At 63.6% G+C, this 16,761-nt stretch carries 16 protein-coding genes; 5 read left to right on the top strand and 11 right to left on the bottom strand.

The genetic code is table 11. The features are described 5' to 3' along the window. Positions 1 to 417: 417 nt before the first annotated feature. The 6 genes from BN1233_RS43780 to BN1233_RS34835 form a co-directional block, all read right to left on the bottom strand. The gene (locus BN1233_RS43780; RefSeq protein WP_147707728.1) at positions 418 to 798 is read right to left on the bottom strand and encodes a hypothetical protein; all 381 of its coding nucleotides are present in this window, start codon (positions 796 to 798) and stop codon (positions 418 to 420) included. A gap of 153 nt (positions 799 to 951) precedes the next feature. After that, the gene (locus BN1233_RS34815; RefSeq protein WP_046868253.1) at positions 952 to 2,127 is read right to left on the bottom strand and encodes a Gfo/Idh/MocA family protein; all 1,176 of its coding nucleotides are present in this window, start codon (positions 2,125 to 2,127) and stop codon (positions 952 to 954) included. Between the two features lie 4 nt (positions 2,128 to 2,131). After that, positions 2,132 to 3,205 (bottom strand): sugar phosphate isomerase/epimerase family protein, encoded by a 1,074-nt coding sequence (locus tag BN1233_RS34820; protein ID WP_046868254.1) that lies wholly within the window; start codon positions 3,203 to 3,205, stop codon positions 2,132 to 2,134. A 175-nt stretch (positions 3,206 to 3,380) separates the two neighbouring features. Next, the gene (locus BN1233_RS34825) at positions 3,381 to 4,331 is read right to left on the bottom strand and encodes an ABC transporter substrate-binding protein (RefSeq protein WP_046868255.1); all 951 of its coding nucleotides are present in this window, start codon (positions 4,329 to 4,331) and stop codon (positions 3,381 to 3,383) included. A gap of 56 nt (positions 4,332 to 4,387) precedes the next feature. Next, positions 4,388 to 5,386 carry an ABC transporter permease gene (locus BN1233_RS34830; RefSeq protein ID WP_046868256.1) on the bottom strand — a complete coding sequence of 333 codons (999 nt, stop codon included), beginning with the start codon at positions 5,384 to 5,386 and terminating at the stop codon, positions 4,388 to 4,390. Beyond that, positions 5,383 to 6,903, bottom strand: coding sequence for a sugar ABC transporter ATP-binding protein (locus tag BN1233_RS34835; protein WP_046868257.1), 1,521 nt, complete (start codon positions 6,901 to 6,903; stop codon positions 5,383 to 5,385). The genes BN1233_RS34830 and BN1233_RS34835 overlap by 4 nt, the downstream gene beginning before the upstream one ends. A 242-nt stretch (positions 6,904 to 7,145) precedes the next feature. Here BN1233_RS34835 and BN1233_RS34840 point away from each other — a divergent pair, with 242 nt between their 5' ends. After that, on the top strand, positions 7,146 to 8,207 hold the full coding sequence (locus BN1233_RS34840; RefSeq protein ID WP_046868258.1) for a LacI family DNA-binding transcriptional regulator: 1,062 nt from the start codon (positions 7,146 to 7,148) through the stop codon (positions 8,205 to 8,207). A 134-nt stretch (positions 8,208 to 8,341) separates the two neighbouring features. On the opposite strand, the gene rpsU is transcribed toward BN1233_RS34840, so the two are convergent. Beyond that, positions 8,342 to 8,614, bottom strand: coding sequence for a 30S ribosomal protein S21 (gene rpsU / locus BN1233_RS34845; protein ID WP_046868259.1), 273 nt, complete (start codon positions 8,612 to 8,614; stop codon positions 8,342 to 8,344). A 518-nt stretch (positions 8,615 to 9,132) separates the two neighbouring features. Here rpsU and pobA point away from each other — a divergent pair. Together pobA and msrB are read left to right on the top strand one after the other, a co-directional pair. Then, positions 9,133 to 10,314 (top strand): 4-hydroxybenzoate 3-monooxygenase, encoded by a 1,182-nt coding sequence (gene pobA / locus BN1233_RS34850; protein ID WP_046868414.1) that lies wholly within the window; start codon positions 9,133 to 9,135, stop codon positions 10,312 to 10,314. Positions 10,315 to 10,432: 118 nt separating this feature from the next. Then, the gene (gene msrB, locus BN1233_RS34855) at positions 10,433 to 10,867 is read left to right on the top strand and encodes a peptide-methionine (R)-S-oxide reductase MsrB (protein WP_046868260.1); all 435 of its coding nucleotides are present in this window, start codon (positions 10,433 to 10,435) and stop codon (positions 10,865 to 10,867) included. A 45-nt stretch (positions 10,868 to 10,912) separates the two neighbouring features. Here msrB and BN1233_RS34860 read toward each other — a convergent pair whose 3' ends face one another. Then, positions 10,913 to 11,731: a PPK2 family polyphosphate kinase gene (locus BN1233_RS34860; protein ID WP_052764073.1), complete on the bottom strand. Its 819-nt coding sequence runs from the start codon at positions 11,729 to 11,731 to the stop codon at positions 10,913 to 10,915. 122 nt (positions 11,732 to 11,853) lie between these two features. Here BN1233_RS34860 and BN1233_RS34865 point away from each other — a divergent pair, with 122 nt between their 5' ends. Next, complete coding sequence (locus tag BN1233_RS34865) at positions 11,854 to 12,882, top strand: aldose epimerase family protein (RefSeq protein WP_046868261.1); 1,029 nt, start codon at positions 11,854 to 11,856, stop codon at positions 12,880 to 12,882. 31 nt (positions 12,883 to 12,913) lie between these two features. Here the strand turns inward: BN1233_RS34865 and BN1233_RS34870 are convergent, their stop codons facing one another. The 3 genes from BN1233_RS34870 to BN1233_RS34880 all read right to left on the bottom strand — a co-directional run bounded on the left by BN1233_RS34870 (position 12,914) and on the right by BN1233_RS34880 (position 16,269). After that, the gene (locus BN1233_RS34870) at positions 12,914 to 14,107 is read right to left on the bottom strand and encodes an adenylate/guanylate cyclase domain-containing protein (RefSeq protein ID WP_048709902.1); all 1,194 of its coding nucleotides are present in this window, start codon (positions 14,105 to 14,107) and stop codon (positions 12,914 to 12,916) included. A 418-nt stretch (positions 14,108 to 14,525) separates the two neighbouring features. Continuing rightward, positions 14,526 to 15,509, bottom strand: a complete 984-nt coding sequence (locus BN1233_RS34875; protein ID WP_046868262.1) for a tripartite tricarboxylate transporter substrate-binding protein — start codon at positions 15,507 to 15,509, stop codon at positions 14,526 to 14,528. 46 nt (positions 15,510 to 15,555) lie between these two features. After that, the gene (locus BN1233_RS34880; RefSeq protein ID WP_046868263.1) at positions 15,556 to 16,269 is read right to left on the bottom strand and encodes a GntR family transcriptional regulator; all 714 of its coding nucleotides are present in this window, start codon (positions 16,267 to 16,269) and stop codon (positions 15,556 to 15,558) included. Between the two features lie 125 nt (positions 16,270 to 16,394). Here BN1233_RS34880 and BN1233_RS34885 point away from each other — a divergent pair, with 125 nt between their 5' ends. After that, on the top strand, positions 16,395 to 16,682 hold the full coding sequence (locus BN1233_RS34885) for a UxaA family hydrolase (RefSeq protein WP_046868264.1): 288 nt from the start codon (positions 16,395 to 16,397) through the stop codon (positions 16,680 to 16,682). Positions 16,683 to 16,761: the final 79 nt, after the last annotated feature.

The raw sequence follows: 16,761 nt of genomic DNA on the forward strand, positions 1-16,761 counted from the left end.
AGGGAAATTTTTTCAGTTGAGCCAAGTTCTCATCAGCTCTCCTGAAGCAGAGGCAAAGAAATGCGGTTCACGGAAACTGATGCTTCCGTGCTGCTTTCCGTTCGTGCAGCCCGAAGGCTGCAACGGTCCGATGTCGTCAGAGGAGCCCTGGAAGGCGCCCGATCGCTCGGTGCTTCCGGCTCATGTCGGCGGCTGGAACTTCTGAGATCTCCCAGCCTGATCTTCCCAGACGCGAAAAAACCCGGGCCGAGGCCTGGGTCCTGCGGTTGTATTTTCTGAGAAGCAAAGCGCCGCTCGCTTTCGCGGCGGCGCCTGTGTGCTCGAGACATAGTCGATCCGCGCCGCAATGCAAGAGGTATTTTGCCGGGCTCGGCCCCGCCCCGAGAACCAGGGCGAGGCGCTTCGAAGCCCGCGCCTTCAGTAACCGAACCTGACGGTAACGCCGGGCTGGCGGGGATAGGGATAATAGCGGGGCGTAGCGTAGTAGGGGCGCCGGCCATAGTAGACGGGGTGCCCGTAGTGGCGCGGAGCGTAGCCGTAATAGCGTGGGGCGTGCCGCCTATTGCGTGTCACGTAATATCTCGAGCGGGGATGGCGTCCATAGTGCCAGCCATAGTGCCGCCCGTGCGACCAGCCGTGGTGACGGTGATGCTTCTTCTTTGTGGCGTAGGCGAGCTTCAGCCCATCCACCTCGATCAGGCCATGCTGAGCGCCTCGCGGGACAGAGGCTGCCGAGGCGGCACCTGTCAGGCCGAGGCTGAGGGCCGCGGCAATGATCGACGCACGAAGTACCATCATCAACTCCACGAGAGGTTGCCGAGAGGACGAGCAACGTCACGGAGGCTCGGCAGTTCCCTTCGCGGAGCCCCTATCGCCGGTTCGGGAGGAACCCCGAGTTCCGGCGTGGTTGAAAAAGCACACCGCCCGACGACGCTCCTGACCGCCCTTGGCTCAGATGGGCGTCCACGCCGCCCCTTCTTTCGAAGAACGAACCGCCGCCTCGATGAACCGGACGCCTCGAATGCCCTGCTCGACGGTCGGAACCTGGAGAGAGAGGGGATAGGGCTCCCGCCCTTCCATTCTCGCCATGATCTGTTCGGCGATATCCGAGTAGAGCTGGGCGAAGCCCTCCAGGTAACCCTCGGGGTGCCCGGCCGGAATACGCGATGCTGAGCGCGATGCAGCGCCGGAGCCTGGGCCGTTACGGGTGATCAGCCGAGGGGGCTCACCAAGCGGAGCGAAGCGGAGGACGTTCGGATTCTCCTGGTGCCATTCGAGGCCGCCCTTCTCGCCGTAAATCCGGATTCTCAGTCCGTTCTCCCGCCCGACCGCCACCTGGCTGCACCAGAGCATGCCCCGGGCTCCAGAGGCGAAACGCAGCAGCACGTGAGCATTGTCGTCGAGCGGCCGCCCCTCGACGAAGGTGTGGAGCTCCGCCGCAAGGTCCTCAACCTCTTGGACCGAGACGAACTCGGCGAGGTTGAAGGCGTGGGTGCCGATATCGCCGATCGAGCCGGCCGGGCCGGCGCGTGACGGGTCCGTCCGCCATTCCGCTTGTTTCTGTCCGGTCTCCTCCAGGCGGGTCGCGAGCCAATCCTGCACATACTCGACTTGGACGACCCGGATCTGCCCGAGCTCTCCGGCCAGCACCATCTCGCGCGCCTGCCGAACGAGGGGATAGCCCGTATAATTATGTGTGACCGCGAAGATCAGCCCGCTCTGATCCGCGAGCTTGGCGAGCTGTTCAGCCTCGTCGCGTGAGGTCGTCAGGGGCTTGTCGCAGATCACGTGGATGCCGGCATCGAGGAATGCCCGCGCGGCCGGTGCATGAGCGTGGTTCGGGGTGACGATCGCCACTGCGTCGATGCGGTCGTCCCGGTGCTTCTCCCCGCGAGCCATTTCGAGGAAGTCGCCATAGATCCGATCCGGCGGAAGCAGGAGATCCGCGCCGGACTCTCGAGCCCGCCCGGGATCCGACGACAGGGCGCCGGCGACGAGCTCCCAACGGTCGTCCAACCGTGCCGCGATCCGATGAACGGCACCGATGAAGGCGCCGCGCCCACCCCCGACCATGCCGAGACGGAGGCGGCGATTCAGCGATTGGCTGCTCGTTCCCGAGATCGTCATGGGCCTACTCCCCCTGCGCAGCGCTACCAAGCCCCAGCATTCGACGGTTGGCAGCCTCGTCCGTTCCCCCGGCCGCGAAATCGTCAAACGCCTTCTCGGTCACGCGAATGATGTGATTGCGGATGAATTCCGCACCCTCTCGCGCCCCATCCTCTGGGTGCTTGAGGCAGCACTCCCATTCGAGCACGGCCCAGGAGTCATAATTGTACTGAGCGAGCTTCGAAAAGATCGCCGAGAAATCGACCTGCCCATCTCCGAGAGAACGGAATCGGCCGGCGCGATCGATCCAGCTCTCGTAGCCGCCATAGACACCCACGCGCCCTGTCGGATTGAACTCGGCATCCTTGACGTGAAAAGCCTTGATGCGTTCGTGGTAGAGGTCGATGAACTCCACGTAATCGAGCTGCTGCAGCAGGAAGTGGCTCGGGTCGTAATTGATGCAGGCCCGGCGATGCCCGCCGACCGCATCGACGAAGCGCTCGAACGAGGCTCCGTCGTGCAGGTCCTCACCCGGATGAATTTCGTAGGCGACGTCGCAGCCCACCTCGTCGAAAACGTCCAGGATCGCTTTCCAGCGGCGAGCGAGCTCGGTGAAGGCCGTCTCGATCAGGCCTGCGGGACGTTGCGGCCACGGATACATGAAGGGCCAGGCGAGGGCGCCCGAGAAGGTGACATGCGCTGACAAGCCGAGCCGCCTCGAGGCCGCTGCAGCCAGGCGCATCTGATCGATCGCCCATTCGGTACGTGCCTGTGGACGCCCACGGACTTCCGGTACGGCGAAACCGTCGAAGGCCTCATCGAAGGCCGGGTGCACGGCAATGAGCTGGCCCTGAAGATGCGTCGAGAGCTCGGTGATCGCGAGACCATGCTCACCCAGAATGCCGCGCACCTCGTCGCAATACGCGTCGGACGTTGCGGCTTTTGCGAGATCGAAAAGGCGCGCATCCCAGGTCGGGATCTGGACGCCCTCATACCCGAGAGAGGCTGCCCAACCGGCTATCGCGTCGAGCGAGTTGAAGGGTGGTGCATCACCGGCGAACTGGGCGAGGAACAGGGCAGGGCCCTTCATCGTCTTCATGATCTGCTCCCTTGGCGGAGTATGGCCTCATATCGCAGCGATCGTGCCTTGCCGTTCGACTGCTGTCTCGTCATGGCAGCGGTAAGAAGGAGAGACACCACATGACCTGTACCCGTCGTGAGGCGACTGAATGCGGTGGGCGGTGCAAATGCCACCCACCGACGCGCTGAAAATGTCAGAACGGCGAGTTGGGGTGATAATGCTCCTTCGCGTTCTCTTTCGTGATGAGCTCGGCGTTGAGGACGTAGGTGCCGCGCATCGGAGCGTTCGCGTAGAAATGCGCGGCGGTGACTCCCATCGCCGTCGAGATCATGGCCGGCGGATAGGACACGTCGGCCGGGATCAGCTTGTCCCCGTCCATCACCCGCTTGACCATCTCCTTCATGCCGGCGCCCCCGAGCACGAACTTGATGTCGTCGCGCTTGGCCTGGCGAATGGCCTCCAGAACCCCAAGGGCCATGTCGTCGTCAGAGGCCCACACCGCGTCGATCTTCGGGTGCTTGGCGAGGAAATCCTGCATGACCCGGAAGGCGTCGTCACGGTTCCAGTTCGCATATTGCTTGTCGATCACCTTGACGCCGGAGCCCTCGAGGGCCTTCTCGAAATTCGAGACCCGCTCCTCGTCGATGACCGTCGGAATGCCGCGGAACACCACGACATTGCCCTGCTTGAGAGTATCGACGAAGTACTTTCCGGCGACGCGCCCAAATTCCGGATTGTTGCCTGCAACATAAATATCCTGAATGGACGCATCCTTCAGGCCGCGATCGACGACCGTGACGAATGTTCCGCGGCGCTTCACCTCGCGCACGGGACCCGTGAGCTCGTCGGAGTTGAAGGGCAGCACGACGAGGGCGTCGATCTTCTGAGCGCTGAGATCATCCAGAGCGTTCGCCTGAGAGGCTCCGTCCGGCGAGGTCTTTACGACGACCTTAAGCCCGGGATATCCCTTCTCGAGGAGCTTCGCGGTCTCCTGCGCGTGGTAGACCACGCCTCCGGTCCAGCCATGCGTTGCGGCCGGTATGGAGACGCCGATCGTCACGGATTTCTGCTGCGCCATCGCACCGGTTACGAGGCCGAGTCCGACAGCAGCGGAAAGCACGAGTTTCAGTGGCGTTCCTCTCATGTGTTCTTCCTCCTGGTCCCTGTGAGCCCTGTTTCCCACCGGCGGGCTTCGCCCGGTTACCGTCCGCGTTGCAGACCTCGCTGGACGAGCATCGCGATGATGATGATGGCGCCCTGCACGGCGCCGACGAGAAACTCGGAAACGAGATTCGAGAGCACCATGATGTTCGCGACGAGTTCGAGAATGATCGCGCCGACGACGGTGCCCCAGACCCGTCCGACGCCGCCCCGGAGTGCCGTGCCGCCGATCACGACGGCGGTGATGGCCTGCAGCTCCCAGAGGAGGCCGGTGGTCGGGGTCGCGGAGCCGAGACGCGGTACATAGACGAGAACGGCGATGCCCACGCAGAGACCCTGGATGACGTAGGTCAGCGTGCGGACCCGATTGAGTGGGACGCCGGAATAGCGCGCAACCTCTTCGTTTGACCCGAGCGCGACGACGTGCCGGCCGAAGGCTGTCTTGTAGAGGATGAGGGCACCGGCGGCTGCAACGGCGAGAAACACGATGATCGGGATCGGAACGCCGAAGAGATTGCCGAAATAAATCGGCCGATAGATCTCCCGCAGCTCGAGATTGCGGATCGTGATCGTGCCGCCGGCAGCCAGGAAGATCAGCAGCGCTCGGAAGATCCCCATCGTCCCGAGAGTCACGATGAACGGCTCGATCCGGCCATAGGTCACGATGAGCCCGTTCGCGAGACCGCAGGCGGCGCCGAGCGCAAGGGCTGCGAGGATGCCGAGGGCCAAGGTGCTGGCCTCAGCCGTTCCGAGGGCGTTCAGCACGAGGATCATGACGCCAGCTACGAAGCCGGCCATCGAGCCCACCGACAGGTCGAGACCGCCTCCGGCAATCACGAAGGTCGCGCCGACGGCGATGATCGCAATGAAAGCGGAGCGCGTGACGACATTGAGGAGATTGGACGCGGTGAGGAAATCCGGGTTGACCAGCGCACCCGCGATGATCAGCGCGGCGAGCGCGATGAACGGAGAGAGCGTCCGCATGTCGATGTTCAGGCGGCGCGCCGGGCTGTCAGATCGAACGGCGGTGTCGCTCATGCCTGGCCTGCGGCTATTTCGGCCGCCCTCTCTTCATGAACACCTGTCGCGAGGAAGACGATGGCGTCCTCCGTGAGATCATCCTGGCCGACCTCACCCACAATGCGGCCCCCACGCATGACGAGGACACGATGGCAGAGTCCGATCAGCTCTTGCATCTCCGAGGAGATGACGATGACGGCGTGGCCCCCTTCCACAAGAGACACAACGAATCGGTAGATCTGCTCCTTGGTGCCGATGTCGACTCCGCGGGTCGGCTCATCGATCACGACGATGCGTGGCTCGACTAGCATCATCTTGGCGAGGAGAAGCTTCTGTTGATTGCCTCCGGAGAGCTGGCCTGCGAGGAGATCGCGTCTGCGAGCCCTGATATCGAAGTCGCGGATCGCCGTGTCGAGGGCGCGGTCCTCTGCGGCGCGGTCGATGAAGGGCCCCTGGAGATATCGCTCCAGCGCGGCCAGGGTCAGATTCATACGAAGATTCTGCTTCAGGAGCAGGCCTTTGCCCTTTCTGTCTTCGGACAGATAGACCAGCCCTGCGGCCATAGCCTCGCGCGCATGACGAAAGCGGACAGGCCTGTCGTTCAGGATGATGGTGCCGAATGCCGGACGCAACCCGAAGAGTCCTTCGAAGAGTTCCGTTCTGCCGGCTCCCACGAGCCCGCCGAAGCCAAGGATTTCGCCGCGGCGTAGCGAGAAGGAGGCATCCTCGACATGGCCCGGCACCGTGAGATGGTCGACCTTCAGGACCACGTCGCTGGATGCGCAGTGCGGCAGCGGAGGATACAGTCGCGACATGTCGCGGCCGACCATCAGGCGCGCCATTTCGAGCGGCTCGAGACCGTCGATGTCGCGGGTCGCGACGAGGCGCCCGTCGCGAAGCACCGTGACGCGGTCGGCGATCGCCTTCACCTCGTTGAGGCGATGCGAGATGTAGAGGACTGCGACGCCCTGTTGCTGCAGGTGCCGGATCACGGCGAAGAGACTCTCTGCCTCGATCGGAGTCAGTACCGCCGTCGGCTCGTCGAAGACGACGATCTCATGCGGTACCAGGAGGGCGCGCGCGATCTGAACGAATTGGCGGTCGGCGATCGAGAGCCTGCGCACCTCCGTCTCGGGAGCAACGTGGGCACCGAGTTCGTCGAGCGCAGATATGGCACGAGCCCGCATGGCGCGATCGTCGACGAGGCCGAAGCGTCCGAGCTCACGTCCGAGAAAGAGATTCTCCGCAACCGTGAGATCATCGGCGAGCAGAATCTCCTGATGAACGAGAACGATGCCTTGTCTCTCCGCTTCGACCGGGCCCGGAAAGGCAACCTGTTTGCCCTTCAAATACAGCGACCCGCGACTCGGGGAGAGATGCCCCGCCAGGATACGCATCAAGGTGGATTTGCCGGCACCGTTCTCGCCGATGACCGCGTGGATTTCTCCCGCATTCAGCTCGAGCGAGACATCGCTCAGCACCTCGACGGGGCCAAACGACTTCGACACAAGTTCTGCACGAAGAAGAGGGGCCATCGCTTGCGCGGGTTATGGGTGCCGGGGCAGCTCCCGCGACTGGCAGGAGCACGGAAGAGACAACGGGAACCGGTGCGGCTAGCTGGATGGAGCAGTGGTCATCGACTGTTTCCTCCGGTTCAAGGGCCTCTTGTGGGCCGTGCTCTTCAGAGCTTGTGTAATCGATTACATCGACGATACCCTAATGCGAATCCGTGTCAAATCCGATCGCGGGACTGCTTCGGGAGAGGGTGAGGGTACCGATGGCCGAGCGCAGCGCAGCAAGGTCGTCGAAGAGAGGGCTTCCGCCCGGCCGGGCCGCGCGGATACAGGACGTCGCGCGCCTCGCCGGCGTTTCGACGGCGACCGTCAGCCGTGCCCTGGCAAGTCCGGAGCGCGTCTCGCCGGAAACGCGAACCCGAGTGCTCGATGCGATTGCGAAGGCGGGTTACGTTCCGAATCCGGCTGCCCGGAGCCTGCGTTCGCAGAAATCGAGAATGGTCCTCGTCGTGCTGCCAGCCCTCGAAAATGTCTTCTTCTCCAAGATCCTTCGCGGAATCGAGGAGACGCTGTTCGCGGCCGGCTACGGGATGATCATCGGCGATCTCGATGGATCACCGGAGAAGGAGGCCCGGTTCGCCGCCTTCGCGGCAGCCGGGCAGGTCGACGGTGTGCTCCTCCTGAATGGCCATCTGCTTGGCTCACAGAGTGAGAGCATAAAGTCACGGCGCAAAGCACCGGTGCCGCTCGTCGCCTTGTGCGAGGCCATTCCGGGCGCGGAAATCCCTCAGATCGAGGTCGAGAACCGGGCTGCCGCACGGGCCATGACGCTCTATCTGGCCTCGCTGGGCCACCGGAGCATAGCCTATCTCTGCGGTCCCTCCGGCAATGTGCTCGAGCATGAACGCTTCCGCGGCTACTGCGACGGGCTCCGGGAGGCAGGCCTTTCCTTCGATCGGGATCTCGTCTGGCCCGGCGACTACACCCTCGAAGCAGGGATCCGAGCAGGCCATTGCATTGTCGAGCGGAAGCGGCGGCCCTCGACCGTGTTCTGCTCGAATGACGAGATGGCGATCGGGCTGATGCGCGCCCTGACTTCAGCCGGAATCCGCGTGCCGCAGGATGTCTCGGTCGCCGGGTTCGATGACATCGAGTTCGCGGCGATTGTCGATCCGGCCCTGACGACGGTTCACCAGCCGCGCCGGGAACTCGGCCGGGCAGGGGCGGAGGTGCTGATCAAGCTGCTGAGGGGCGAAACGGTCCCGAGCCGAATCCGGCTGCCGACGGAAATTATCGTTCGCGACAGCACCGGGCCTGGAGCGTAGGCCGAGCCTTCAGGGCATTCCCTGGGTTCGCGGCGTTGACGAGAGGATCAGGGCGGCACTCCGCCGCCGCTGCCTCATGGGTCTTCGACGTGATGCGCTGCAGCGGACTGGCGCGCCGCACGGTGTCCGGCCGATCAGGGCCGCGGTGCGGCAGGACGGGCAGCCATCGCGCGGGGAGACCTCACAGCACGCTTCGGAGCCGGAAGGAGACCCTCGCGCTGCGCCTGCTTACGGGCGGCCTTGCGGGCACGACGAACGGCTTCCGCCTTCTCGCGGGTCTTGCGCTCGGAGGGCTTCTCAAAAGCCTTGCGCTGCTTCATTTCGCGGAAGATGCCCTCGCGCTGCATCTTCTTCTTCAGAACCCGGAGAGCTTGGTCAACGTTGTTGTCGCGGACAAGAACCTGCACGTGATCGATCCTATCTGTTTCAGATGTAAGCGGCAGGCCGGAAAGGGAAATTCCCGATGCGGCCTGGCCAGTGGCGCAGCCGAATCGCACCTGTGACCGGATGGCCCGCAATTCGGCTCGTCGGTGATTGGGAAGAAGTCCGAACGCGCGCCCGCGCCTTGCGCAGGCGTAACGGCCCGATCGTCTGGCCAAATGACGAAGTTGCCCACATACGCCTAGAGAGTGACTTTTACAAGGCAAAGCCGGATAGCAATTGCCGCGGCAGCAGGGACCCCGATATGGTCTCGCTCGGTCGAGAGCGCCATCCATCGTGGCCAAGCTTCGACGGCCGGCACTTTCCCGCCTGAATCGGAACCTGCGCCCCGTCCTGAAACGGCTCCGCCCGGGAGCAGGCGGGCAGGTTAAGGAATGGTGGTGATCGGCTGTTCGGCCGATGGTGGATCTGCCAAGCCAAGATTACTCTGGAGAGTAAGGAGAAACCTGCGTCGCAGGCGGTCAGGGCAGCCATTATGGGAAAGATGCGCACTCAGGTCGGCATCGTCGGCGCTGGTCCCGCTGGTCTCTTCCTGGCCCACCTGCTTCATCTTACCGGAATCGAGGCCGTCATCGTGGAGGCCAAGTCCCGCCGCTACGTCGAGGAGCGGATCCGCGCGGGAGTCCTGGAGCAGGGCGTTCGAGATCTCCTGGTCGAGACCGGCATCGGAGAGCGGATGAAGCTAGAGGGCCTCCTGCATCACGGCATCAACCTGAGGTTCGGAGGGGAGAAGCGGCGGATCGACTTTTCCGATCTCGCCGACGGCCAAGCCGTGACGGTCTACAGCCAGCATGAGGTCGTGAAGGACCTGGTGGCTGCCCGGATCGGGGCCGGGGGCACGATCATCTTCGAGGCCGAGGACGTCCGGGCCGACGGATTCGAGGGTCAGCACCCGGTCATCCGCTTCACCGCGGGTGGAGAGCGGCATGAGCTGTTCTGCGACTACATCGCTGGTTGCGACGGGTCCCATGGAATCTGCCGGTCCTCGATCCCCGAGGGGGCACTGACGAGCTTCGAGCGTGTCTATCCCTTCGCATGGCTCGGTATCCTGGCTCGGGCTGCTCCGGCATCCGAGGAGCTCATCTATGCGCAACACGAGCGTGGGTTCGCTCTTCTGTCCATGCGGTCGCCCACGATCAGCCGGTTGTATGTCCAGGTCGATCCGCACGAGGATCTGGCGAACTGGCCAGACGACAGGATCTGGGAGGAACTGCAGATTCGGCTCGGCGGAGGCACCGGGTGGCAACTCACGGAGGGCCCTGTTCTTCAGAAGGGCATCACGGCAATGCGCTCCTTCGTGACCGAGCCGATGCAGTACGGTCGGCTCTTTCTCGCAGGAGATGCGGCGCATATCGTGCCGCCTACGGGCGCCAAGGGGATGAACCTTGCGATCGCAGACGTCCGGGTCCTGGCCAGGGCGCTCCAATCCTTTTACGAGACCGGCCGGACCGATCGGCTCGAGGCGTACTCCGCCACGTGCCTCCGGCGGATCTGGAAGGTCCAGCGGTTTTCGTGGTGGATGACCTCGATGCTTCACCACTTCCCCGAGCACACGCCCTTCGATCATCGGCGGCAACTCGCCGAGCTCGACTACGTCACCTCGTCCCGGGTCGGCGGGGCGACACTCGCCGAGAATTATGTCGGGCTGCCGTTCGACGATCCCTGATCCCGGCCCCGCATACCCCTGAGACCTTTCTTCTCCGCGGCCGGCGGCACGGCACCCTATATAGCGGTCCGGGTGTTTATGGCTCCCGAACGCTCACATCATCGGCAGGAGAGAGAATATGGGCCTGTTCGGCTCGACATCGGCACGGCACGACAAGACCTTCGAGGTGGAACACAGCGAAGAGGAGTGGCGCCGTCGCCTTACCCGGGAGCAGTACCGCGTCCTGCGCGAGCACGGGACCGAGCGCGCCGGAACAAGTCCACTCGACCGCGAGAAGCGCACGGGCACGTTCCATTGCGCGGCCTGCGAGGCACCTCTCTACAGTTCGGAGCAGAAATTCGACAGCGGGACGGGCTGGCCGAGCTTCTGGCGCCCGCTCGAAGGGGCCGTGGAGACCAGCACGGATCGCTCGTTCTTCATGGTCCGGACCGAGGTGCATTGCGCACGCTGCGGCGGGCATCTGGGCCACGTCTTCAATGACGGCCCGCCACCCACCGGGTTGCGCTACTGCATGAACGGCGTCGCGATGCGCTTCAAGCCGACCGAGGACTGAGGTTGGCGTGCCACGGGGGCTGCGCACGCTCCAGCCCCTCGAGCCTCATGTGATCGTGTAGGTTCCCGGAGCCCAGGAGGGGGCCGGGTATTGCGGGTCCATCTCCTTGAGCGTGGCGCGTACGACCCGCGCGACAACGGCGTTTCGGACCCATTTGCGATCGGCTGGCACGACGTGCCAGGGCGCATACGCCGTCGAGCATCGGGTCACCGCGGCCTCGTATGCGGCCATGAACTCGTCCCAACGCGCCCGGTCCTCGAGGTCGCCCGGATCGAACTTCCAATATTTGGTGGGGTCCTCGAGCCGGTCGCGAAGGCGTTCTGCCTGCCGCTCCTTCGAGATGTGCAGCATGAATTTGAGGATCCGGGTGCCGTTCTCCGTCAGCATCCGCTCGAAATCGTTGATCTGAGCGTAGCGCCGCTCAATTTCCTCCGCGGGCACGAGATTACGGACTTTGACGACCAGAACGTCCTCGTAATGGGAGCGGTTGAAGATGCCGATCGTGCCGAGTCGAGGGGCCGCGATGTGCGCGCGGCGGAGATAGTCATGCGCAAGATCGTCCTCGGTCGGCCGCCGGAAGGGTGTTGCGGTAACGCCCAGCGGACCGGTCTCATTGAACACGGCCCGGATCGTGCCATCCTTTCCCGAGGTGTCAGTGCCCTGCAGGATCACGAGCAAGGCCCGGCGACCTTCGGCATAAAGGCGATCCTGCAGGACATCGATCCCCCGGGCGATTTCGGCCGTCTCGGCCTTCGTGGCGTCCTCATCGGGCAGACCCAGCTTGGCCCGCGGATCACGATCCGCCAAGCGAGCAGGCTGGCCAGGCGTCACCCGGACCTGCTCCACGAGATGCGCAATATCCATTCGTAATCCTCCCATCTTCCGCAACCCTATCGGAACGAAGCAGTTCCCTGTCATGTGGGTCCGAATCTGTCGGCAATGCGGGACGACGCGAGAAGGCGCGGCGGAGGCCTGAGAGGAAAGCGATGAAGCGAGACTTCGGAGAAATCCAGGGCAGGGGTGTCGAGGAGGTGGTGCTGCGATCGGCATCGGGGGCCGAGGCGTCGATCATCACCTATGGCGCGATCGTACGCGATCTCAAAATACCGGCGGCCCATGGTCTCCAGCGGGTCGTGACCGGCCTCACCGCGCTCGAGGACTATGTCGCCTACTCGCCGTATTTCGGCGCCATCGCGGGACGTTACGCCAATCGTATTGCCGGCGGGCGCTTCGTACTGGACGGCACCGTCCACCAGCTTTCGCTCAACGAGTGCGGACGCCATACGCTTCATGGAGGGGAACGTGGCCTCAGCAAGGGAGTCTGGCAGCTTGCCGCCTGGGACGAGGCATCGGCGGCGCTCGTCCATGTATCACCCGACGGAGATTGCGGTTTCCCGGGTACGCTCGTGACCACCTGCATTTACCGGCTGCTCGGCAACACGCTTCGAATCGAGCTTTCTGCGACCACCGACAAGCCAACGCCGGTCAATCTGTGTCACCACTCCTATTTCAATCTCGATGGCAGCGCCGATATCCTCGACCACATGCTCGAGATCGCAGCGGATTTCTACACGCCGGTCGATGCGGATCTGATCCCGACCGGAGAGATCTCATCCGTCGCCGGGACGCCGTACGACTTCCGGGAGTCTCGTCCGGTGCGCCGAGAGGCAGGCGGCCGCCTCGTTCATTATGACATCAACTTCGTCCTTGCGCGGGACCGGATCGAACCGTCGGGTATCGCGAACCGTCCGATGGCCTTTGCAGGCAGATTGGCGGCTCCTCGTGGAGGTCTCGCGCTCGAGGTCTGGACGACGCAGCCCGGTCTCCAGGTCTATGATGCGCTCATGACGAACGTGCCGGTGCCGGGTCTCGATGGTGCGCGCTACGGCCGGAACTGCGGCCTCTGCCTCGAGACACAGCATTTCCCGGATAGCCCAAACCGTCCTCACTTTCCGGACACCACCCTGCACCCCGATTCGGTCTACCGGCAGGTCACCGAGTATCGCTTTCTCTGAAGGAGCGAGTACAGGCCGCAAGCAGGCGTGCTCAGCCCATCTCGGACGTGTTGAAGTCTTCGGCGATCCCGAACAACTCACGCTCGTCCTCGACGCCGCGCAGGTGGTGGCGTCCGAGGCTTCTGACCGGCCAACCGCAGGCTTTGGCAATGGGCTCCGACAGGAGGAGTGATTCTCCAAGAGACGTGCAGAGCGCCTCCATGCGGCTTGCCTCGTTGACCGCAGGTCCGATGACCGTGAAATCGAGGCGCGTCCGAGATCCGATATTGCCGTAGAACACGGTTCCGTAGTGGAGCGCTACGTCGAGCGCGAGGCTCTGCTCGCCCGAGTGCAGCTCGTTGACTTTCGAGTTGGCCGCGAGAGCTGCACGAGCAGCCTCGACAGCCGATGCCGCCGCCCGTTCGAGCGTCATGTCGGCGCCGATCGGAACGATGGCGAGCAGGCCGTCACCAAGAAAGTTCAGGATCTCACCGCTATGCGCTTCGATCGGGCCCGCCATGGCTTCGAGGTGCTCCCCGAGACGTTGAATGAGTTCGCCGCTTTTCGCGATGTCGGCCAGCGGGGTGAAGCCCCGAAGATCGGCGACGAGCAGAACCGTCTCGATGGTCTGGCCGGAGCCGCGGCGCATCTCGCCGCCGAGCACATGGCGGCCCGCATGAGGCCCGACATATGCATCGAGCACACTGATCGTCAGGTCGAGGAGAGCGATGCGATAGGCGGCGAGGCTCAGCGGTGGGACGAGGGAAGCGAGAAGCGCGACATGCTCGGTCCGGAAGCCGCCGGCTTGATCGGTTGCGAAAGAGAGTGCGGCTCCGGTCAAAGCCGGGGCTTGTGCCCTCTCGAAGCGCACCAGGTGGGCGATGTAGTCCGTTGCGCCTTGCGTCTTGAGCGTTGCGAATGCGGGAAAGCTGGCTGATTTCAGAGCATCGTCACGCCAGCGCGAACACCGGAGTCCATTTGCAAGCATGTAGGCGAATGGCGATCTGTCGAAGGTGCCCGGCTCTTCCTCGTGGAGGATCCATTCGACAGCGGCGCCGGCACTGCGAGTCCAGGTGTGATTGGCAACTCGAAAATTCGGATTGACTGTGGGCAGCGCGATATAGGCCCGAAGCAGCGGGACGCCGGCCGCAATGACGCGCTGCGCGAAGCCATCGAGGAGATCCCGAATGCCTGCCCCCGTGAGACCCTGTTCGACGATCCACGCGGTGATCTCGGCATGATCCATGGACGGCGTTCCCTCGCCGGCATCAGCCCTTCGGTCGGCGAAGCGGCAAGGCGATGCCTGACGATTGATATCACATATGCGCCGTCGTTTTTACATGGAGAGCGTCGCGGTTCACCCCTCACGCGCCCCTTTGGGGCGCCCCCCCGTTACGGGCGAAGCGAAGGTACATTTGGGTTCGTTCTGCCAAATTGGGGTGACCTCTCCTACAAGGGGCAAGGTGCTGTGTGAGGGCCGCCTATTCACCTCTTCCTTAAGGGGAGAGGTCGCCGCGAAGGGGAGGGTGAGGATCGCAGCGCCATGCCTGCAAGCATAGCACAATTCTGCACTCAACAAATGAGGCGCGGTAGGCCACTCATCACCCTCCCGTGACGGGAGTGAAGTCGCGCTGCGCTCACCTGTGCGCAGCGCGATCCTTTCGTCAGTTCCCGATGCTGACTCCGGCCTTTGCGACCACGTCGCGCCAGGTCGCGACTTCCTTCTCGAATCGTGCGCGATGCGCCTGAGGCGAGCGCTCGCCTTTGGGGAAGGTTTGCGTCCCGACATCCGCAAAACGCGCCTTCACGTTCTCATCGTTGAGAGCAACTTGCAACGCCTTGTTGAGCGTCTCGATCGCCTCCTTCGGAGTTCCCTTCGGCGCGTAGAGCCCATGCCAGATCACGAACTCGAAATTCGGGAAGCCGGCTTCGTGCATCGCTGGCACGTCCGGGAGTACCGAGAGACGGTTGGCTGACGTGACGGCGAAGGCCTTGATCGTATTGCCCTGGATCTGCGGAACCGCCGTCGTCGACTGGTCACAGAGAAGATCGACCTGGCCTGCCATGAGATCGTTCATGGCGGGACCGGTCCCGCGATAGGCCGCCTCGGTGAACTTCGTATCGAGCGTCTGCTGAAGCAGCATGTTGCAGAGATGCGAATTCGAGCCGACGCCGGCATGGGCGGCGGTCGTCTTCGGCCCGTCGGCCTTCAGCTTGGCGAACAGCGCCTTGGCATCGGCAGCCGGGTAGTCCTTCTTCGTCGTGACGACCATCGGTCCGTAGTTCACGAGACCGACCGCTTCGATATCGCCCAGTGTGTCATATGGGAGCGACTTGTAGAGCGAGGCACCCGCAGCCAGGGCGACGTGGTGGATGAGAAGCGTGTATCCGTCCGGCTCTGCGCGCGTGAGCCGGGATGCGCCCGTCGTCCCACCGGCCCCGGCCACGTTCTCGATCACGACCTGCTGCTTCAGCGTCGTGGACATGGACTGCGCCACGAGGCGCGCGATGGCGTCGCTCGGTCCGCCTGCCGCGAACGGCACGATCATCGTGATCGTGCGGTTGGGATATGACTGCGCGAACGCAGATCCTGCCGTGAGGGCTGCGGCCAGGACGGCCGATGCCATACCGGCGATGAGGCGTTTCATGAATGACTCCCTTGTGCTGATTCTGCTTGCGCTCAGCAGGTTCCGATTACCGCAGGTCCGACAGATAATGGACGCTCTCCGTGCGGCATAGGGAGATGCGCCATTCCACCGGGCGGCTGTCGAGCGCATAGGCCGTCCGGTCGATCCTCAGGAATGGGTCGCCTGGCGCTCCACCGAGCGCTTTCGCCTCGCGCTTCTGCGCTGCCACGGCTTTCAGGCGCTCGGTCGCGCGCGCGATCGTCACCCCGTATCCCACGCTATAGAGTTGATAGAGATTGTTCGGCAAATCGCGCTGATCCAACCCCCGGAACAGGCTCTCCGGAAGATAGATGTGTTCGAAAATGCACGGCTGTTCGTCGAGTGACCGAACGCGCTCGATTCGGATCACCGATTCGGTCTCAGCGAGGTCCAAGATGCGAGCGGCTTCGCTCTCGGGCCCCAGATGGACGCTCAGGACACGGCTCTCCGGGAAGCGTCTTTCACCCGTATCCGGCAGCAGTTTGAAGAACTGGAACAGGATCCGGGCGTCGTCATGCCGCGCCACGAACGTTCCTCGGCCCTGGCGTCTCGTGACGAGGTTCTCGGCTGTCATTTCGTCGAGGGCCTTGCGGACGGTGCCCTGGCTGACGCCGAGGTCGGCCGCGATGTCGCCCTCGCTGGGCAGGATCTGACCAGCCTGCCAGACTCCGGTTGCGATCCGCTTCACGAGAATGTCGCGGACCTGCCGGTACAGGGGCCTGTAGCCGGGGGTATCGTCCAAGACCGCTCTCCTCTTGCGCGGGCGCCGCTCTGATCGGCGTTGACCAGAGCATCTTATATCTTATACAAGACTTGCACATCAACAACCCAGGGCCTCGTTGGAGGACGCCGAAGGAGACTGCACAAATGGGAGCCCCGCATCTTCTGGTGCACGAGAAGAAGGACACGGTTGGGGTCGTCGTGGTGGAGGGCCTGAAGGCAGGCACGGACATGCTGTGCGTTGTGACCCACGACAATTCCGCGTTCAATCTCACGTCGAAGATGGACGTGCCGATCGGACACAAGATCGCGCTCACGGACATCAAGGCCGGGGATACGGTCTGGAAATACGGCCAGGACATCGGAAAGGCCATCGCCGATATCGCGAAGGGCGAGCATGTCCACGTCCACAACGTGAAGACTAAGCGCTGGTGAGCCCGCGAGGGCAGGATCTCCTGCCGGAATTCGGTGCTGCAAACGATCCGATACCCTCGGTTTCCCGCCTGGAAGCCCC

The sequence above is a fragment of the Microvirga massiliensis genome (assembly GCF_001006805.1).
GTDB classification, from domain to species: Bacteria; Pseudomonadota; Alphaproteobacteria; order Rhizobiales; family Beijerinckiaceae; genus Microvirga; species Microvirga massiliensis.